We start from the raw sequence: 18,070 nt of genomic DNA, 5'->3' as shown, positions 1-18,070 counted from the left end.
GAAATCAGTCCCCAAGCCAAAAAATCCCTATCTAGTACGATTGCACCATATTTTTATAGTTACGTTTTCGAGGAATTACAGGATCTTTTAGGGGAAGAAGTAGCGAAAGAGGGCAATTTTATCGTTGAAACCAGTTTAGACCGCCGGCTGCAAGCGATCGCAGAAAAAAGCTTAAAAACTCATATTTTAAACCAAGGCCCTCGCTATCGATACTCCCAAGGGGCTTTAGTTACCCTAAACAGTCAAACTGGGGAAATTCTCGCTTTAGTCGGGGGGGTTGATTATCAAAAAAGCCAATTTAACCGCGCTATCCAAGCTAAACCTTGCGTCTTCATCGGCCCGCGTCCTGTAGGGGCGAAGCATTCGGACAATAACCTATCGGTGAAAAGGTAGATTTTCTATCCGAATGCTTCGCCCCTACTTATTCAGCAAACCCTACTTAGGACTAGCTACCGTTGCCGTTGCCTGTTCCAGAGTTCCCTCAAACCAGAGACTTCCCACGTAATAAGGGTGTCCTAGTCCTAGCTAACACACCCGCAGAGATTATTTCTGGTGGCTTGGTTTTACCCCAAAAATCAACAACTGCCCGACCCACCGCAGGGGAGGGACAGGGATAGATTAGACAATGACAATCTGAGTATTGGTGATAGATGGCGCACCAGTAAGGGTTGCGAGTTGAACCGGCGCAAAAGAGCCAGCAATACCATCTGCGTCAAACCGTAAAGCACCATCATTGGTATTATAGAGGAATCTTTGCGAGGTATCAGTAGCGGCAACAACTCCCGCACCCCCAAGGAATTGCGTACTAAGCAAAGTACCAAGAGTCAGTCCACCATTGGAGAAACCAGCACCTAAGGCAGAAATTTGGATAAAATCCGAGTCAGGAATGGTAAAATCGGTGATGGTGTCAATGCCCTGATTGGAAGCAGTGTAAGCAAAAAGGTCAGCACCAGTACCACCGGTTAGGTTGTCGCTTCCAGTACCACCATTTAGGATATCGTCGCCAGAGCCCCCATCTAGGGTATCGGGTCCCGTGGCACCAAGTAGGGTATCGTTTCCATTGCCACCGGTTAGGAAATCCTCGTCGGTGCCACCATCTAGGCTATCGTGTCCCTCGCCCCCATCTAGGGTATCGAGGTCAACGAGACCGAATAGGACATCGTTTCCGTTGCCACCGAGTAGGATATCCGATGCATTGGCACCGGATAGGGTATCGTTGAAATCACTACCTGTAATTTCATAGAAATCGTTGGTGACAAGATTGCCTGTGGCGAACTTCCAGATCTCATTTGGATTCTTATTACTCGACGCTTTCGGTATCGTGTTATTAGTATCACCGCTTAGTTGATAAGTGCCAGCGGCCCCACCTTTAACAAAGGTAAGGCTATTTCCTAGCAGGGAAAAGGAATTAGAAAAGCCTCCACCGTACCGGGAAAGGGTTACATTAGCAGCAGCGCCTGCGTTGGTTATTCTCCAAGCTGTAAGGCCGTTGAGAGTTAAAGGGGTCTCGGAAGTGAGATTATCGCTGGTAATGGCAAAGCCTGGTGCTAATATAGAAACGGGGGTATCAGAAAAGTTCCTCAGAATCTGGGCAACTGACGCAGTCCCAGTCGCAGCAGGATCGAAATTAACACCAGTGAGAATGGCGGGGGAGGTGAATGATATTTTTACAATGGGCATGGTTTTTCCTTTGTAATGATATGTTTGAATGTGAAGAGTCTGATAGTCCTCCTCCCGATTATTATATACCGAGAAAAAAAATACAACCCTGTTTTCTAGGCTTGTTTCTGGAATTATTGCTAATGGTTAAGTTTTTATCAATTCTAGGTTAATTTTTGGCCGGGTATGATATAGATCACCCCAGAAATTAAAGTTAATGTTACTGATAGCCAAAAAGCCCCCTGAGCAATTAAATTATATTCAGAAGGCAAGGGAGCGATTAAGAGAGCGATAGCGATAATTTGGCTGACTGTTTTGCTTTTTCCCCACCAATTAGCCCCTTTTATGTCGCTATTTCCCGTTAAATTGGGATTAATGCGCCAACCAGCGATCGCTAATTCGCGAGCAAGAATCAAAAATACTCCCCAAGCGGCAATTACATCCATTTCAATGAGAGCTAAAAGAGGAGCGAGAACCAGCAATTTATCGACCAAAGGATCGAGAAATTTCCCTAATTCGGTGATTTGATCCAATTTTCGCGCTAGATAACCATCGAGCCAATCGGTACTGGCAGCAATCAGAAAGATAATTAAACTTAACCAGCGATCGATTTCTGTGCCTTGATGCAACCAGTATAAAATTAATGGCAGTCCCAAGAGTCGCGATAGGGTAATCGAGTTGGGTAGGTTCATTTTTCAGTGATCAGTAAACAGTAATCAGTGATCAGTAATCAAGCTCTCTTAGGTTTGGTGGGCAAAATGTATTCTAAGATACAGTCCTGCTGGCGAGCGAGTGGAAGGAACCACAAAGACACAAAGGACACAAAGATCGATCATATAGTAAGTTAAACTTATCACACAGAACCTAGAAGAGCCAAAACTGAAAACTGATAACTGAAAACTGATTTTAGCTGGCTAATTTGAGATCGAAATTACTTTGTTTATTGCCTAATTGCCTGAGCCAACGATAATTATAAGCTAAAGCACCCCAGCAGGTGGGATAAACGGCATAATTAACGCCAAATTCTTGGCAAACTTCCGCTAAAATTGGGGCAATTTTGGGGTAGTGAATATGACAAATTTGTGGAAAAAGATGATGAACAACTTGATAATTTAATCCCCCTAAATACCAATTTAAAAAAATATTTTTAGGGGCAAAATCTACGGTAGTTCGCACTTGAAAAATTGCCCATTCGTCTTCGATTTGATTAGCTGCCGAGGGTTGAATAAATTCGGCGGGTTCCAAAACGTGAGCTAACATAAATACATGACAGGCAAGCACTCCATAGGTCATAAAAACAATGAGAAAACCGATCGCTATTTCTAGGGGACTATAACCAACTAAGAGAGGAATGCCAATAAACCAAAAGAGATAAACAACTTTTCCGCTCAATAAAATGAATAGATCGATCGCTTTAGGATTGGGAATTTTAATCTCGCCAAAACGATGACGAAAGAGGATAGAGCGCACATCGGAGAATGACCAATAGATAGGAATTATGCCGTAGAGGATTGGGATAAATAAATGTTGATATCGATGATACCATTTATGCTCGGCATGGGGAGTCATTCGCACCACACCATCGCCGTGAATTTCCAGATCGTACCCTAAAACATTGGTGTAGGTATGATGGAGATAGTTATGACGAAAACGCCAGAGATAACTGGAAGCGCCGATGATATAATCGTAGGTCATGCCAAGGAGAGAATTAACCCATTTTTTACTAGAATAGCCGCCATGGTTGGCATCATGACCAATGCTAAAACCAATCCCTGCTAATCCTGCTCCTAAAACCAGACAACCGATGATTTTTAGCCACCAGATATCTGGACCAAAAAGCACAAATAACCAAGCGGCAATTACCCAAGTTAAAATCGTGATTGTCTTCAGGTACATGGCCAAATTATCTCTGGTGGGGATGCCGTTTTCGGTAAAATAAGCATCAACCCGTTTATTCAATTCCTTTCTAAAACCCTGATTTTCGGTAAAGGTTACTCGCATTCCTATTTTTGTACTAGAAGTTGATATGACGGCAATTTGTGGCAGCTCAGAGTGAATTTATGAGTCTTTGACTGGTTTGCTAAGGCTGTCTCACTACAACTGATAGTTTCTCATCAGTCTCTCATCTATTGTCAGAGAAAGAGGTGCGCTTGGCAAGGGAATCGCTCAATTTCTTTGCTACGCTTGCAAAAAATCCTCGGTTTTTACCTAATCAGATAGCAGATACCTGTAGCCGGTGATAGGGATGAGCATTAGGTACTTTTGTACTAGGGGCTTGCGCTTTGATAATGTACCTTTTGGGCGAACGCAGTTCGCCCCTACATTGTGGACAAAATCCGTTACTGTAGGGGCGCAATGCTTGCGCCCTCCGATCGCTCAGGTTTGCTGATCACCTTAAGTAGGGGGAGAGCCTTCGAGGTGTTAGGGACTTGCGCTTTGATAATGTGCCATCTGGCTGGTCTGGTTCTTCTACAGAGCGATTTCTGGCTGGGATATTATTCCTACGCAAGTCCCTAAGTAGTCGTGCAAAATTAATTTCCTAGTGAAGATAGGCAAGAGGCAAGAGCGGGGTTAGATATGTGTAATTAATTTTGCTTGGGTACTTATTTTGGCTCTTCTAGGTTCTGTGTGATAAGTTTAACTTACATAGGGCTTGCTGAATAAATCTAAAAACCTTGTTGGATCAGACTTTTAGACTTTTTTGACCTCAAAAAGTGCCAGCCGTTGCGGGGATCGGGGGGAAAATTCCTGGACTTTTTCCCTGAAAATTAGGTAACTGACTACCTCAAAATAGGTAAAACCCCACACCCCACACCCTGCCCCTAGGAAAAGCTTTTTGCCGCAAACCCTACATAGGATCGATCAATTTATTTCATCGAAAATATTGCCAGATAATTTAACCAACACCAATTAATGAACCCTGGAATATAACATCGTCGCTATTCTTGGATATATCAGCTAATTGACTAATATTTTCTAACTCAATTGCGGGAGCAGTTCGTTTAATTAAACCAGTTAAAACCTTACCTGGACCCACTTCGATCGCTTTCTTCACACCCACATCTGGCAATCTTAACATAATTTCTCGCCAGCGAACCGAGCTAGTCATCTGCCGGATCAGATATTTTTTTAATTCTTCCCCGTCCTGGGTAGGATTGCTGGGATCGACATTAGAAATCACAGGAACTTTTGCAGACCGAAAATTAACTAATTCTAAAATTTGCTGAAATTGAATAGCGGCATTTTCCATCAAGGGAGAGTGAAAAGCACCGGATACTTTTAACTGGATAACCCGCTTAACTTTCACTTGACCTAATACTAAATCCACCGCTTCAGGAGTCCCAGAAATCACCACTTGTTCAGCACTATTATCATTAGCAATAACTACATTTTCCGTCTGATTAACCACTGTTTCTAGACTGGTGCGATCAAATTTCATCAAGGCGGCCATTTTACCACCTTCGGCCGCATCCATCAAACGGGAACGGTTTTGAACTAGATTTAATCCTGTTTCAAAATTAAACACCCTGGCCGCATATAAAGCGGAATATTCACCGAGACTATGACCGGCAACTAGATCGGGAAAATGACCTTTTTCTTGCAACAAATCCGCTAAAATACTCTCCACCACAAATAAACAAGGTTGGGTATAAAGAGTACGAGATAGGGTTTCTTCATCCCCTTGACATTTTTCTAAAACCGACCAACCAAGGATTTTTGCTGCTCTTTCTAATCTCTCTTGGCCAAGTGCGCTTTCCGCTAAATCTCCAATCATTCCTAACGCTTGCGATCCTTGTCCCGGGAATATCCACGCTGTTTTCATAAGTTCTTAAAATAGATAGATAGTTGTGTTTTGGTCAGTTATCAGTTATCAGTTATCAGTTATCAGTTATCAGATGTGAGTTTTTAGTTTACTGGTTACTGTTTACTGGTTACTGAATTAATCTCCCCAACGGAAGATAATCCCACCCCAAGTTAAACCGGCACCAAAGCCGGAAGAAGCAATAATATCACCTTTTTTGACCTTACCACTCCTGACAGCTTCATCGAGGGCTAGAGGAATCGAGGCTGCGGAAGTGTTGCCATACTCGCTGAGATTGCTGATCACTTTTTCGGGAGACAGTTTCAGGCGATCGCTCACCGCGTCCATAATTCTTTGATTAGCTTGGTGCAGAACTAACCAATCGATGTCACTGGTGGTTAAATTAGCCCGATAGAGGGCTTTTTCGATGACCTCTGGCACTTTTGCCACAGCAAAACGATAGACTTCCCGTCCGTTCATCCTTAGGGGCGTATAGGTCCCTTTTTGAACCCTTATCCCCTCCTTAAGAGGCAATTCCTCCCCCTCGTAGGCGAGATTAAGAGAACCATTCTGGCTGCCGTCACTATGGAGTTCAAAACCGAGAATGTTATCTTTTGTATCATTTGCTTGACAAAGAACCGCCCCTGCCCCATCACCAAAAAGGACACAGGTAGCGCGATCGTTCCAATCCACCCAACGGGAGAGAACATCGGCCCCGATAACCAAGACATTGCGGTAAGTACCAGTACGGATAAACTGGGTGGCGGTGACTAATGCCACCAGAAAACCCGAACAGGCGGCGGTGAGATCAAAAGCGATCGCCCGATTGGCCCCGATCCGACTTTGCACTTGGGCCGCACTACCGAACAGATCATCGGGGGTAGAAGTAGCCAAAAGAATCAGATCGACCTCACTAGGGGACACCTGAGCCATTTCTAGAGCCTTAATCGCCGCTTGGGCTGCTAATTGGCTTAAAGACACCGATTGATCCGCTAAATGGCGTTTACCGATGCCGGTACGACTTTTAATCCACTCATCGGAAGTCTCGACAATTTGGCTGAGTTCTTCATTACTGAGAAATTGCCTTGGTGTGGCCGATCCACAACCAGTAATGACGACTGCTGCCCCGAATCCGTTCAAAATATTCCCCCTTTTTCAGTTATCAGTGATCAGTTATCAGTTATCAGTGGGAAGTGGGAAGTGGGAAGAATAAATAAAAATAGTCTCCCGTCTCCCGTCTCGGAGTCTCCTGACCGCTTCAAGATGGCTGACAGCTTAATCTTCACCGTTCACCGACAACTTTTTTAATTGATGATGTCAGTTATCAGTGATCAGTGACCAGTTATCAGTTATCAGCTCACAGCTTAATCTTCACCGTTCACCGACAACTTTTTTAATTGATGATGGTGGTCATTGTAGGCTTGAATGCGCTCAGAAACGCGATTATCGACGGCATTTTTCGCCTGTCGGATGGCGTTAAAAATCGAAGGCGCTTGGGAACTGCCGTGACTGATCACGCAGACCCCATCGACTCCAAATAACAGCGCACCACCGTGTTCCGCGTGATCCATGCGTTGTTTAATCTGTTTAAGATTGGGTTTAATTAAAGCCGTCCCGACTTTACCCTGTATCCCCCTAGGTAATTCCTCTTTGAGAATTTGTAGGATAACTCCTCCCACCGCTTCGGCAAATTTTAACAGGACATTGCCGACAAAACCATCGCAGACGATCACATCAAATTGTCCCGATAGCACATCCCGGCCTTCAGCATTGCCGATAAAGGGAATTTGCTGGTTATTTTCCAATAATTCGTAGGTTTTTAGGGCGAGATCGTTACCTTTGCTGGCTTCTTCGCCGATATTGAGTAAACCGACTTTCGGATCTTCAACCCCCATAACGTATTTACTGTAAATTGTCCCCATTAGGGCAAACTGCTCTAAATATTTGGGTTTACAGTCCACATTCGCCCCGACATCGAGGATAATAACTGATTTACCCGCCAACATCGTCGGCAGCACCGCACCGATCGCCGGGCGATCGATTCCTTTTAAACGACCTAAACGCAGTAACGCTGCCGCCATGGCTGCCCCGGAGTGACCGGCGGCCACCACCGCATCGGCGCGATTTTGTTTGACTAAATCCATGGCCACATTAATCGAGGCCGCCGGTTTACGACGGATAGCGGTGATCGGCTCTTCGTCCATAGCCACCACTTCCTCCGCGTGGACGATCGTGAGATTCTTGGGACGGGGATGATGCTGGAAATAAGCCTCAATCCGTTCAGAATCGCCGACTAATAATACTTCTACATCTAATTCTTCGGAAGCTCGCATCGATCCCGCGATAATCTCGTTGGGAGCGTAGTCACCTCCCATCGCATCTACCGCGATTCTTGCCCGATTTAATGCCGTTTCTGCCATTGAGTCAGTGGGATAGAAATCTTTAATAAGTTGAGCGGCAGCTCTTGAGAAAAGCTGGCCGATCGAGGATTAGTGTTTTCTGATCGAGCAATTGTTAAAAATTACCAATCATTTCTATACAATAAGGCATCATTGCGATTAAGGAAAAGATGTTCTCAGTTTTTAATTTGGCAGTTTTCGGCTTTCTCTTGGGTTGGCTGGGGGGGCAATCCCAACCTATCGCCAATATTCCCCTAATTTCTTGGCAAAATCAGCCTATTTTTGACCTTCCCACCGCTCCCGATCCCCGGGTGGCGGCGATCGTGGCCGATTATCTGCAAGACTTGACTAAAAAAGGTTTAAACTCTCGTCAACAACGGGTCTTAATTGAGACGGAATGGGCTGATTTAGCCGATCATCAGGGTAATCTACCCGCTTCGGGGGCTTCGTTGACTAAAATCGCCACTACTCTCGCCGCCGTGGAAACTTGGTCTCTCGATCATCGTTTTGCTACTCGTTTTTACAGCACGGGAGAGGTAAAAAACGGGGTGTTAGAGGGAGATTTAATTATTGAAGGGGAAGGGGATCCGCTTTTTGTCTGGGAAGAAGCGATCGCAGTGGGCAATGGCCTCGATCAATTAGGCATCCGTCAGGTCAAAGGCGATCTGATCATTACGGGTCAATTCGCCATGAATTTTCAAACCGATCCCCTCAAAGCGGGAGAATTGCTAAAAATTGGGCTTGATCAATCGAAATGGTCAAAAGAAACCCAAAAAGCTTTTCAGAGTCTTCCTGGCGGCACACAAGCCCCACAGGTGAAGATTTTGGGCATGGTTCGAGCCAGTCAAATTCGCCCCGAAAATGCCCGATTATTATTGCGTCATCAGTCCTTAACTTTAACGGAACTGTTGCGTCAAATGAATATTTATAGTAATAACGTCATGTCAGAAATGTTAGCGGAACTGCTCGGTGGCCCCGCGGCAGTGGACGCAATTAATACTAAAATTACCGGGGTAGGAGCGGAAGAAATTCAATTAATTAATGGTTCGGGATTGGGGGTAGAAAATCGCTTGTCTCCCCGGGCAGTTATTGAGATTCTGAAAGCATTGGATCGCAAGTTAGCCAATCAACCGATCAAAGTAGCTGATTTATTTCCGGTGGGGGGACGCGATACCAAAGGAACTATGCAGTGGCGGGCCATTCCTAAAGGAGTGATGATTAAAACTGGAACTTTAGCCCAAGTTAGCGCCTTAGCTGGAGAAATTCCCACCCAAGAAAGGGGTAAAGTTTGGTTTGTAATTATGAATGCCGGTAGTAGCAATATCGAGGGATTCAGAAATCAGCAGGATCGGGTGTTACAAGCTTTAGATCAACACTGGCAAATTCTCCCAGAAGCGACTCAAGGATCGATTTCTGCAAGGGCCTTTCTAGGTGATCCCAGTCGAATAAGTCAAGGTTTCTAGAATTGATTGGCTAAGAGGTTATGGTGATGAGCGAATCTGATCGAAGGGAGGGCGTACACTATGGGTTCTCACCAATCATACTGGCTGCAATGTAGGGGCGCAAAGCTTGCGCCCAAGCCGAATTTTTAAGGATAAAAACACATTTGCGGTAAACCAAGGGATTCTTCCCAACCCATCATGAGATTGAGACATTGTAACGCTTGTCCCGATTGTCCCTTAACTAAATTATCGATCGCTGACATCACTATCACTCGATCGGTTCTCGGATCCACTTCAATACCGAGATAACATAAATTAGTACCACAGGCCCACTTAGTTTGTGGATAGACTCCCCCTGGTAGGATTTTGACAAAGGGAGAAGTGCGATAAAAAGCATTGTAGATAGTGATTAAATCATCCCGCACCAGATTGGGATCCCGCAATGTTGCATAGACTGTGGACAGGATACCCCGAACCATGGGCATTAAATGGGGAGTAAACTGAACGCGCACCTCATGACCAGCTAAATCGCTGCAAATCTGCTCAATTTCGGGAGTATGACGGTGTTTTCCCGCTACATTATAAGCCCCGATCGAATTATCTGCTTCTGCCAATAACATATTAATCTTAGCTTGTCTTCCCCCTCCCGAAGTTCCCGATTTGGCATCAATAATCGTGGTTTCCGGGAGAATTAAACCCTGTTTTAACAGGGGAGAAATCGCCATTAAACTAGCAGTAGGATAACATCCGGGGCAACCGATCAAAGAGGCATTTTTAATCTCTTCCCGATAAAGTTCCGGCAAACCGTACACAGCCGTAGATGCGATCGCTTGATCCTGACGTTCCTTGCCATACCATTTACTATAGGTTTCTAGGCTAGTAAAACGATAATCTGCCGACAGATCCAAAACTTTACACCCTTTAGCGAGCAAAGGAGGGGCTAAATCACAGGCTAAACCATTGGGTAAACCTAAGAAAACCACTTGACAACGGGAGGCAATTATCTCTAAATCGATCGCCTCCACATTAAGATTAATGCTATGACCGAGATGGGGATATAAATCACTGTAGGGTTTTCCGGCGCTACTATCGCCCCCCAGATAGGCTAATTCTACGAAGGGATGTTCTTTGAGCAAACGTACCAACTGTACGCCACCATATCCGGAAGCGCCGACAATACCCACTGAAACCTTCTGTTCTTGCGTCATTTCCCTTATTCCTAAAAATTCTTATCGTTAATATAACGCTTTAGTATGGCTGAATTTTAGCCTAACCAGTGGGATTTAAATCAAAAAACTTCCTTTAAAAACCTAGTATCTTGGCCGGGTTGTCCATAAACCGTCAATTTCTTTTGATCAATAGGCAGTTATCTTAATGATGAGGTACAAGGTTTTCCTTTTATGATGCCAAATTAAGTTAAACTTCATCCTTAGGAGAAAGGCTGTAATTCAATCCCCCATATTTAAAATTTTGAGCGCACTGTGAATTCATAATCTCCTCCCGGTTCTAATTGATAATCGTAGCGTTCTAAAAACCGATTCAAGGGTTCAAAAATCAAAGCCCTACCTAGGGAAGGTTGTACTAATAACTTGCCTTGAAGAAAATGCCACTGAAAACGCCATTGATATTGTTCCGTTCGCACTTCTCCCTCTAATTTCCCCGTTTGCCAAGATTGCTTAATTATCCGCACATAAGCCGTGCTTTCTGGTCGATTGCCGCCACTCACCTGAACCCTACCTATAGATTAAATATCAAACATTAAGATAGCGAATTAATCCTTGTTTGTCATTACTTCAGCCAATTTTCTCGACGCTATTCCGGGGAAGTGACTTCATTAACCTTAGAAACCAAGACATTTAATTGAAAAGGTCGCCCCATTTCCTTAGTAATAAATTCTTCCAACAATTCTACCTGTCTGGGGGTAATACTTTCCGCAGTTCTTACGACTAATCTCACCCGGGGAGGCTGCTTGAGCCAATTAATCGAAGATTCCAATAATTCTGCCCGTTGAAAAGTAATCGTTCGTTGTAATAAAGCTTTTTTGATCAGCCTTTCTAAGCGAGCTTGATTAGCCAGAGTTGCAAAACTTATTCCTAAGGGAATTAGCAAAACCGCTGTCAGGATAGAAGTCAAAATTAGAGCGTTACGCGCCCGATGAAAACTAGAATAACCTGCCAGCAAAAAGACCAACAAACAGGCGAGAGCAATGCCTAATAAATTGGTAATATATAACAGAGTCGCCCCCAAACTTAGGATCCAATTGCCTTGGGATAATCCTAAACCAATCGTGCAAACTGGTGGCATTAAAGCCACGGCAATCGCTGTTCCCGCTAAAGTACCTGAAATTTTCGGTTCTATTTTGGCATAACCACTGATTGCCCCTGCCGTAATTGCCACTCCTAAATCTAAAAGATTCGGTTGAGAACGGGCTTGAATTTCACTACCAAATTCAGAAATTCCGATTAATAATCCTAGCAACCAAGCTATCGCTAAAGCGATAATCGTACCAACTAAAATCGCCAGGGCTGACTTACGAATTAATCGCCAACTACCAATTAAACCACCAAAAGCCAGACTACGAATCGGCAACATCAAAGGGGCAATAATCATCGCTCCAATAATCACGGCTGCACTATTGGCAACTAAGCCAAAGGTAGCGATCGCACAAGAACTAACAATCAAAGCTAGATAGGGAAAATCGAGGGACGCTTCTAACCATAAATCGCGCCACATGGCCCGCGATTGTTGCCAGGTCAAGGGTTTTCTTGAGAACCACGAGTGGGGCCGTTCTTTTCTCGTCATTGTGCTGAGGAAGATGGACTTTTATTTTACCGAAATAACACGGGAGCATGAAAGCCATTGTCTTTTTAAGCAATGGATGAAATGCGACTTTTCTAGAGAAAGATAGACCCTCTCTCACTAGCCGAGAAATCCTTTGTCGATAGGGAAGATATAGGAAAAGAACAATTAGCGATCTTTGAAAAGAGGGCGAACGAGGGGACTCGAACCCCCGAGTGGTGGAACCACAATCCACTGCCTTAACCACTTGGCTACGCTCGCCGTACACTTTTTCAAGTATAACACAAGACGAATGGTTGACAAGAGGTTTTTTATCCTAATTCAGGCTATGGTTAGGGTAAGTGAGTGATGATTTGAGAGCTTATGAAATTGGCGCGGTTAGGGGGAATGGTGTTAGGAGTGGTTTTAGGGGTAATTGCGGGTATATTGCTGACAACTAACCCTAATCGTCAAGATTACGAACAATACGCTTCCCAGAGGTTAACTAGCTATCTTAAGGATAATGTCTGCGCTCGGGCGCAAGCTTCCCCCGAGGTGCAAGCTCTCTTACGGGGTTACTGTAAAATGTTGGTGGATACGGGTCATCCTTTTTTACAAGAAGCGATCGCCACTAACACCACTAGAAAGAATTTTCTCATTTTCAGCGTTTATCAAACAGAATTATCGTTCCCTCCCCCTTTACCTAGTTATCAATTCAGCAGCGTCGGTTTTTTGAATAAATTATACATCTACGAAGCTTTAGAACTGTAGTCAGATAATTGAAATTTTCTGAGAGTAAATCCTGATGGTAGTGATTTTATTGTAGCTCAGTGATTGGGATTTCCTCCATTTACGGAAAAAAGCAGACTTTGCCATTCCAAAAGTACAGGAGTCGGGATAGTGAGAGCGCGGGGATTGTCTAGGGGTAGGGAAAGCTCGATCGCTTCGGTAACGGGTAGCTGCGTTAAGATATCCTGCATCTTGTATTGACCAACGTTAGCTGCGGGTGATTCTTGGGCAAAAGCATCCTCAGCCGCTAAAATTTGACCTTTAGCAGTGGTTATCGTTAATCTTTCCGGGTGAAGAAACTCAATCCCCTCTGGAAATCCCACCAAGCGCAAACTAATTTCTACCGTTTCCCCATCTTTAACTCGTTTGAATAACACCACCTGCCAAGGACTACCGACATCATCGCGCAAACTATGACGGGATTGATACAACAGCTGCCCCGGTCCTTCTAGCTGTTGTCGAGTTAGAGCTAGTGCGGACAAGGAAAAATCGATTTTAAGGCTGATAAATAGCAAAAAACTGACGAGAACACAAAATAATAACAGGAATCGTTTCATAACTTTATTGACATTAGCTAAAAAATATGATACGAGCTTCGGCACTTGAGCCAAATTAACATAATTAGGGTTTGCTGAAAAAGTTTGTTGGTGGGAGCAGGGTGTAGGGTGTAGGGTGTAGGGTGTAGGGTTTTACCGATTTTCAGGTAGTCAATTACCTAATTTTCAGGGGAAAAGTCCTGGAATTTTCCCCCTGAGTACTCCCGGTCTCGGCACTTTTGGATTTCAAAAAGGTCTAAAAGTCTTATCCCACAAGGTTTTTAGATTTATTCAGCCAACCCGAAATAAATCCTCGCCCTGCCATTGCCTTGATTCTCCCTGATAATTATGGGACTTTTTGCCCGTTACCAAAACCTCCGTCAGTGGTTTAAATCCCAACACTTCGGACGTAGCGCCACCGATAGTCGTTATGCTTTACTGGTCGCCTGTTTAATCGGAATTCTCTCCGCCCTTGCCGCTATTATCCTGAAATTGGGCATCGGTTGGTTAGGTGGTTGGCGGGTGCATCTAGTAGCCAATTCCTCTCCTTTCCTAGTTTTGCCCCTCGGCGGTTTTCTGCTTGGTTATAGCGCCGGCTGGATTGTGGAACACTTCTCCCCCGCAGCCGCCGGGGGGGGTATTCCCCAAGTAAAAGCAGCCCTAGCTAAATACCCTTTGCCCCTGTCTTGGCGCGTCGCCGTCGTAAAAATGATCGGGGCGATCCTGATCCTTGGCGGTGGTTTAACCCTTGGTCGTCGGGCCCCCACGGTACACATCGGAGCAGCCCTGGCGGCCCAATTAAGCGTCTGGCTGCCCACCAGTCCCGATCACCGTCGTCAGATGATCGCAGCCGGGGCAGCCGCCGGGTTAGCGGCCGGTTTTACTACTCCCATCGCCGGAGTCCTCTTTGTGATCGAGGAATTAATGCGCGATGTTTCCAGTATGACCCTAGAAACGGCGATCGTGGCTTCCTTTACCGGGGCCGTGGTTTCGATGATGCTGCAGAATACCCCCTCGATCATCACTGAATATGCCAATATTAGCTTCTCTGCCCAAGAAATACCCATTTATTGCCTTTTGGGGGTTTTAGCGGGCTTATTGGGGGCTTTATTCAATCAAGGCATCCTTTTTTGTAGCCAGATGCAGCGGCGTTGGCGGTTATCTTTAGCTTGGCGCATCGGTCTGGTCAGTTGCTTATCGGGAACGGTAGTGGCTTTTTTACCCGACTTTTTTCGAGATAATACGGGTTTACGCGAATTTTTGCTGGCAGGGGAATTAAGTTGGCAGAATACTGCCCTCGCTTTTGTGGTCTATTTTTTCCTGACGATGATTTCCTATAGTTCCGGCGCACCGGGAGGACTGCTCGCCCCTGCTTTGGTGTTGGGCTCCTGTTTGGGGTTTCTGGTGGGGGGAATCGAGACGAAAATTATGGGTTTCGGCAGCGAACCTAGTTATGCTTTAGCCGGTATGGGGGCCTTTTTTACGGGAGTAGTCAGGGTTCCGGTAACGGCGATCGTGATTGTCTTTGAACTGCATCACAATTTTAATGTTGTGCTGCCCCTGATGTTGACCTGTGCCGTTTCTTATATCACTGCCGAAAGCATTCTACCCGGTTCTCTCTATCAGCATTTACTTTCCGCTAGTGGTATTATTCTCAACGAGGAAACCCCTGCTAATGATGTGTTAGCCCATCTGTCGGCTATAGATGTGATGCAATCGCAGGTGGAAATTCTGCCGGCGGATTTACCCCTGGGGGAAGTGGTGAAAATTATGTCTCGTTCCCATCATCGCGGTTTTCCCGTGGTGGAACAGGGGCGACTATTGGGGATTTTTACCCAAAGTGATCTGGATAAATGGCGATCGAAAAACAGTCAAACTGTCCTGCGGGAGATCATGACTCCCAATCCGATTACTGTAGCTCCCCAAGCAGCTTTAAGCGATGTTTTATTTCTGTTAAATCGCTATCAGCTTTCCCGTTTACCCGTTACCGATGGTCAAAAACTGGTGGGGATCATCACCCGCACCGATATTATCCGGGTGGAAGCTGATCAATTGGGGGGGGTTTGTCAACTGCCTCAACCCACTACCCCTTCCTATGTGGTTTATCAAACTCGTTCTCCGGCTGTGGGAATAGGCCGGATTTTGTTACCTATTGCCAATCCTGACACCGCTACCGCTTTGTTTAAAATTGCCGCTGCTGTCGCCCGTGAACGCAATTATGAGATAGATTGTCTCTATGTGATTACTGTACCTCGTCTTAGTTCTCCGGCGGAAGTCCGGGTAGATACGCGGGAAGGACGCAAATTACTTCATCGTCTAGAAAGATTAGCGCGACAGCAGAATATCTCTGTTCATACACAAATTTCGGTGGCTCAGGATATCGCCGAAGGGATTTTGGCCACGATTCGCGAACGACACAGCAATTTATTAATTATGGGTTGGACGGGGGAAAGATCCACTACTGGGGCGATTTTTGGGTTTTTAGTCGATACTTTGATCGCCCAAGCTCCCTGTGAAACCATTTTGGTAAAATTGGGTACAAAGGATTGTTTTCCCAATGATCCTAACCGGGAAAGGATTTGGCTGATTCCCACCGCCGGCGGTCCCAATGCCCAACGCGCCTTAGCATTATTGCCTAGTTTGCTGTCCTTGTCCGAGTCTTCGGATTATCCCAAACTTTGGTTATGTAAAATCTATTCTCCGACGGAGTTACTGCCAGATCTGTCTATTTTGGAAGTTTTACAAGCATCTTTACAGAAAGCGATCGCACAGCCGATTGTGCCTTTACCGATTCCTTCGGCCTCTCCGGCCGAGGCGGTAATTAATCTGGTAGAATCGGAAGATTGTTCTTTGGTGCTTTTGGGTGCATCTAGGGAAAGTTTGCTCAATCAGTTATTAAATGGCAATATCCCCTCGACGATTGCCCGTGCGGTTAATTGCACTGTGATTCTCGTGCGAGGGGAATTATCAGATTAGGTTATTAGCTAGGCGGAAGCTAAAGTTAAACCGAAGGGTACGGTATTGTCAATTTTCGCCCCTTGACTTTCCCCTAGGGAATGGGGGTAGAATATTTCCCCCTCTAGTTGACCATCGGAGTCATCGTCATCCCCATCGCTGATATAAAGGCGTTCACAGGGGATATTATCGGAAAGGATGGCACTGGCCATCATCCCGGTATGAATCTCTAAGAAAGCATCCGCTAGGGTCTCAAATACTAAACGCTGCCCGGGGAAAACCACCCTTTCAAAATACCAGTTAGCAATATTGGTGATGCGAACAATTTGAATATGATTGGTCGCATTGACATAGCAACAAAGAATACTATTTTTCTTGCCGTTGGGGAGGGGATCGAGAATCTGTGCCATAGCAATTGAGGTGATCTTAAAGTGGATTTGTCATCGCTCCTTCACCCTAACATCCTTTGATCCCCGATAGTTGTAAAGATGATTACATTACTCGGATAAAAATCTACCGATAGCTTTTTCTGGTGATAGAAAGCGGTTTTTATTAAAAAATCATTAAATTTAACTAATGCCTAGTTTTGGCTATTTGTCAAGGGGGAAACTACGCTTTTTTGCTGTTTTTCTCAATTTTTTGCCCAGCTATTTAGGGTCAATCCTAATTTTCAGGGAAAAAGTACCTGAATTTTCCCCCTGCTCACTCCCAGCTCTGGTATTTTTTGATTGACAAAAAGTCTAAAATTCTTACCCAACAAGGTTTTTAGATTTATTTAGCCGGCCTTAAGTATGCGCTCTCTGATTCTATCTTTTCGTCCCTGTTCGGTAACAATATCAACTACATTGTCAAGTTCACTACCGTTTAGCGGACTAAGCTGCACTGAATTTAAACTGCGTATTGAAAATTTAGTACAAATGCTCTAACTGCCTCTCCCTGCTCATAGACAGTCTTAACGAGTAATTTAGATAGTCAACAGCTTACCACCTAAACTCGGTAGCTGGAAAAAGGTTAATTGTCTCAGTTGCTGATTTTAGCCTCTAGATTAATCATCGAGAATTGAGCAAGCGATCGCATTTATGATCTGATTTTAAGTAGTCGTGCAAAATTAATTTCCTAGTGAAGATAGGCAAGAGGCAAGGGGCAAGAGGCAAGAGCGGGGTTAGATATGTGTAATTAATTTTGCTTAGGTACTTAATTTATTGAGGGTCAGTAAGAATAGCGATAATTGACATTTCTTAAGACCTTATCTCCGACCACTGATAATTAATATTAAGATAAAAAAAAACTTTCTAAAATCTGCTTAGATAAAGATAAATAGCTGGTTATAATTAAATTAAAAATGGATTTTAGGTTCGATCCCCCCTGCCCCCCTTGATAAGGCTATCCATTAGTCAGATCTTTCTTAACAAAAAGAGAAGAAACTTAAAAAAAGGGGAAACGATTGATAGGTATAGTTTTGAAAGAAGGAATTAAGGTGGAGGTAAGCAAAAAAATGGAGAAATGGGCAGCCCAAGAATTACAGTATGCAGACCTAGGGGACACCAGAAGAAAGAAAAGGTTAATCAGTATCGTAGAAAACTTGGCCAGCCAACCTAGTACAAGTGTGCCACAAGCTTCGGGAAATCTAGCCGCAGCGAGTGCCACCTACGACTTTTGGAATTCCCCCTATTTTCACCCCTCAGATATAATTGCCGCCCAAGCCAAAAG

At 44.6% G+C, this 18,070-nt stretch carries 15 protein-coding genes, 1 tRNA gene and 1 pseudogene; 5 read left to right on the top strand and 12 right to left on the bottom strand.

Annotated elements, in window-relative coordinates; translation table 11 throughout:
- Positions 1–321: pseudogene (locus H6G40_RS20290) on the top strand (penicillin-binding protein); the annotation flags it as partial.
- Between the two features lie 297 nt (positions 322–618).
- On the opposite strand, the gene H6G40_RS20285 reads toward H6G40_RS20290, so the two are convergent.
- The 6 genes from H6G40_RS20285 to plsX form a co-directional block, all read right to left on the bottom strand.
- Positions 619–1,680 carry a calcium-binding protein gene (locus H6G40_RS20285; RefSeq protein WP_190538196.1) on the bottom strand — a complete coding sequence of 354 codons (1,062 nt, stop codon included), beginning with the start codon at positions 1,678–1,680 and terminating at the stop codon, positions 619–621.
- 143 nt (positions 1,681–1,823) lie between these two features.
- On the bottom strand, positions 1,824–2,351 hold the full coding sequence (gene pgsA / locus H6G40_RS20280) for a CDP-diacylglycerol--glycerol-3-phosphate 3-phosphatidyltransferase (protein WP_002732777.1): 528 nt from the start codon (positions 2,349–2,351) through the stop codon (positions 1,824–1,826).
- A gap of 214 nt (positions 2,352–2,565) precedes the next feature.
- Entirely contained in the window at positions 2,566–3,660 is a 1,095-nt protein-coding gene (locus tag H6G40_RS20275) for a fatty acid desaturase family protein (RefSeq protein ID WP_002731693.1), read from the bottom strand.
- Positions 3,661–4,555: 895 nt separating this feature from the next.
- Positions 4,556–5,482, bottom strand: a complete 927-nt coding sequence (gene fabD, locus H6G40_RS20270) for an ACP S-malonyltransferase (RefSeq protein ID WP_069474580.1) — start codon at positions 5,480–5,482, stop codon at positions 4,556–4,558.
- A 117-nt stretch (positions 5,483–5,599) separates the two neighbouring features.
- Complete coding sequence (locus tag H6G40_RS20265; protein ID WP_190538195.1) at positions 5,600–6,601, bottom strand: beta-ketoacyl-ACP synthase 3; 1,002 nt, start codon at positions 6,599–6,601, stop codon at positions 5,600–5,602.
- A 224-nt stretch (positions 6,602–6,825) separates the two neighbouring features.
- Positions 6,826–7,881 (bottom strand): phosphate acyltransferase PlsX, encoded by a 1,056-nt coding sequence (gene plsX / locus H6G40_RS20260; RefSeq protein WP_002775371.1) that lies wholly within the window; start codon positions 7,879–7,881, stop codon positions 6,826–6,828.
- Between the two features lie 149 nt (positions 7,882–8,030).
- On the opposite strand from plsX, the gene H6G40_RS20255 reads away from it, so the two are divergent.
- Complete coding sequence (locus H6G40_RS20255; RefSeq protein ID WP_190538194.1) at positions 8,031–9,323, top strand: D-alanyl-D-alanine carboxypeptidase; 1,293 nt, start codon at positions 8,031–8,033, stop codon at positions 9,321–9,323.
- A 125-nt stretch (positions 9,324–9,448) separates the two neighbouring features.
- On the opposite strand, the gene argC is transcribed toward H6G40_RS20255, so the two are convergent.
- The 4 genes from argC to H6G40_RS20235 form a co-directional block, all read right to left on the bottom strand.
- Complete coding sequence (gene argC, locus H6G40_RS20250) at positions 9,449–10,510, bottom strand: N-acetyl-gamma-glutamyl-phosphate reductase (RefSeq protein WP_190538193.1); 1,062 nt, start codon at positions 10,508–10,510, stop codon at positions 9,449–9,451.
- Positions 10,511–10,764: 254 nt separating this feature from the next.
- Positions 10,765–11,028 carry a DUF3146 family protein gene (locus H6G40_RS20245; protein ID WP_002733391.1) on the bottom strand — a complete coding sequence of 88 codons (264 nt, stop codon included), beginning with the start codon at positions 11,026–11,028 and terminating at the stop codon, positions 10,765–10,767.
- Positions 11,029–11,114: 86 nt separating this feature from the next.
- Positions 11,115–12,104 (bottom strand): DUF389 domain-containing protein, encoded by a 990-nt coding sequence (locus H6G40_RS20240; protein WP_002775376.1) that lies wholly within the window; start codon positions 12,102–12,104, stop codon positions 11,115–11,117.
- Between the two features lie 185 nt (positions 12,105–12,289).
- A tRNA-His gene (locus H6G40_RS20235) sits at positions 12,290–12,362 on the bottom strand.
- 102 nt (positions 12,363–12,464) lie between these two features.
- On the opposite strand from H6G40_RS20235, the gene H6G40_RS20230 reads away from it, so the two are divergent.
- Positions 12,465–12,851 carry a DUF4359 domain-containing protein gene (locus H6G40_RS20230; protein ID WP_002793455.1) on the top strand — a complete coding sequence of 129 codons (387 nt, stop codon included), beginning with the start codon at positions 12,465–12,467 and terminating at the stop codon, positions 12,849–12,851.
- A 56-nt stretch (positions 12,852–12,907) separates the two neighbouring features.
- Here the strand turns inward: H6G40_RS20230 and H6G40_RS20225 are convergent, their stop codons facing one another.
- Positions 12,908–13,426, bottom strand: a complete 519-nt coding sequence (locus H6G40_RS20225; protein WP_043998323.1) for a DUF3122 domain-containing protein — start codon at positions 13,424–13,426, stop codon at positions 12,908–12,910.
- A gap of 327 nt (positions 13,427–13,753) precedes the next feature.
- On the opposite strand from H6G40_RS20225, the gene H6G40_RS20220 reads away from it, so the two are divergent.
- Positions 13,754–16,381, top strand: a complete 2,628-nt coding sequence (locus tag H6G40_RS20220) for a chloride channel protein (protein ID WP_002734210.1) — start codon at positions 13,754–13,756, stop codon at positions 16,379–16,381.
- A gap of 8 nt (positions 16,382–16,389) precedes the next feature.
- Here H6G40_RS20220 and H6G40_RS20215 read toward each other — a convergent pair whose 3' ends face one another.
- Positions 16,390–16,770, bottom strand: a complete 381-nt coding sequence (locus H6G40_RS20215; RefSeq protein ID WP_002733612.1) for a DUF1830 domain-containing protein — start codon at positions 16,768–16,770, stop codon at positions 16,390–16,392.
- A 1,085-nt stretch (positions 16,771–17,855) separates the two neighbouring features.
- Between H6G40_RS20215 and H6G40_RS20210 the strand changes: the two genes are divergently transcribed.
- Positions 17,856–18,070 (top strand): IS4/Tn5 family transposase DNA-binding protein (locus tag H6G40_RS20210; RefSeq protein ID WP_190537532.1); only part of this gene is annotated, 215 nt, incomplete at its 3' end.

Origin of the sequence: Microcystis viridis FACHB-1342 (assembly GCF_014698335.1) — a bacterium.
GTDB classification, from domain to species: Bacteria; Cyanobacteriota; Cyanobacteriia; order Cyanobacteriales; family Microcystaceae; genus Microcystis; species Microcystis ichthyoblabe_A.
The sequence above is the reverse complement of the archived record's forward strand: the minus strand, read 5'-3'. Positions and strand labels throughout refer to the sequence as shown.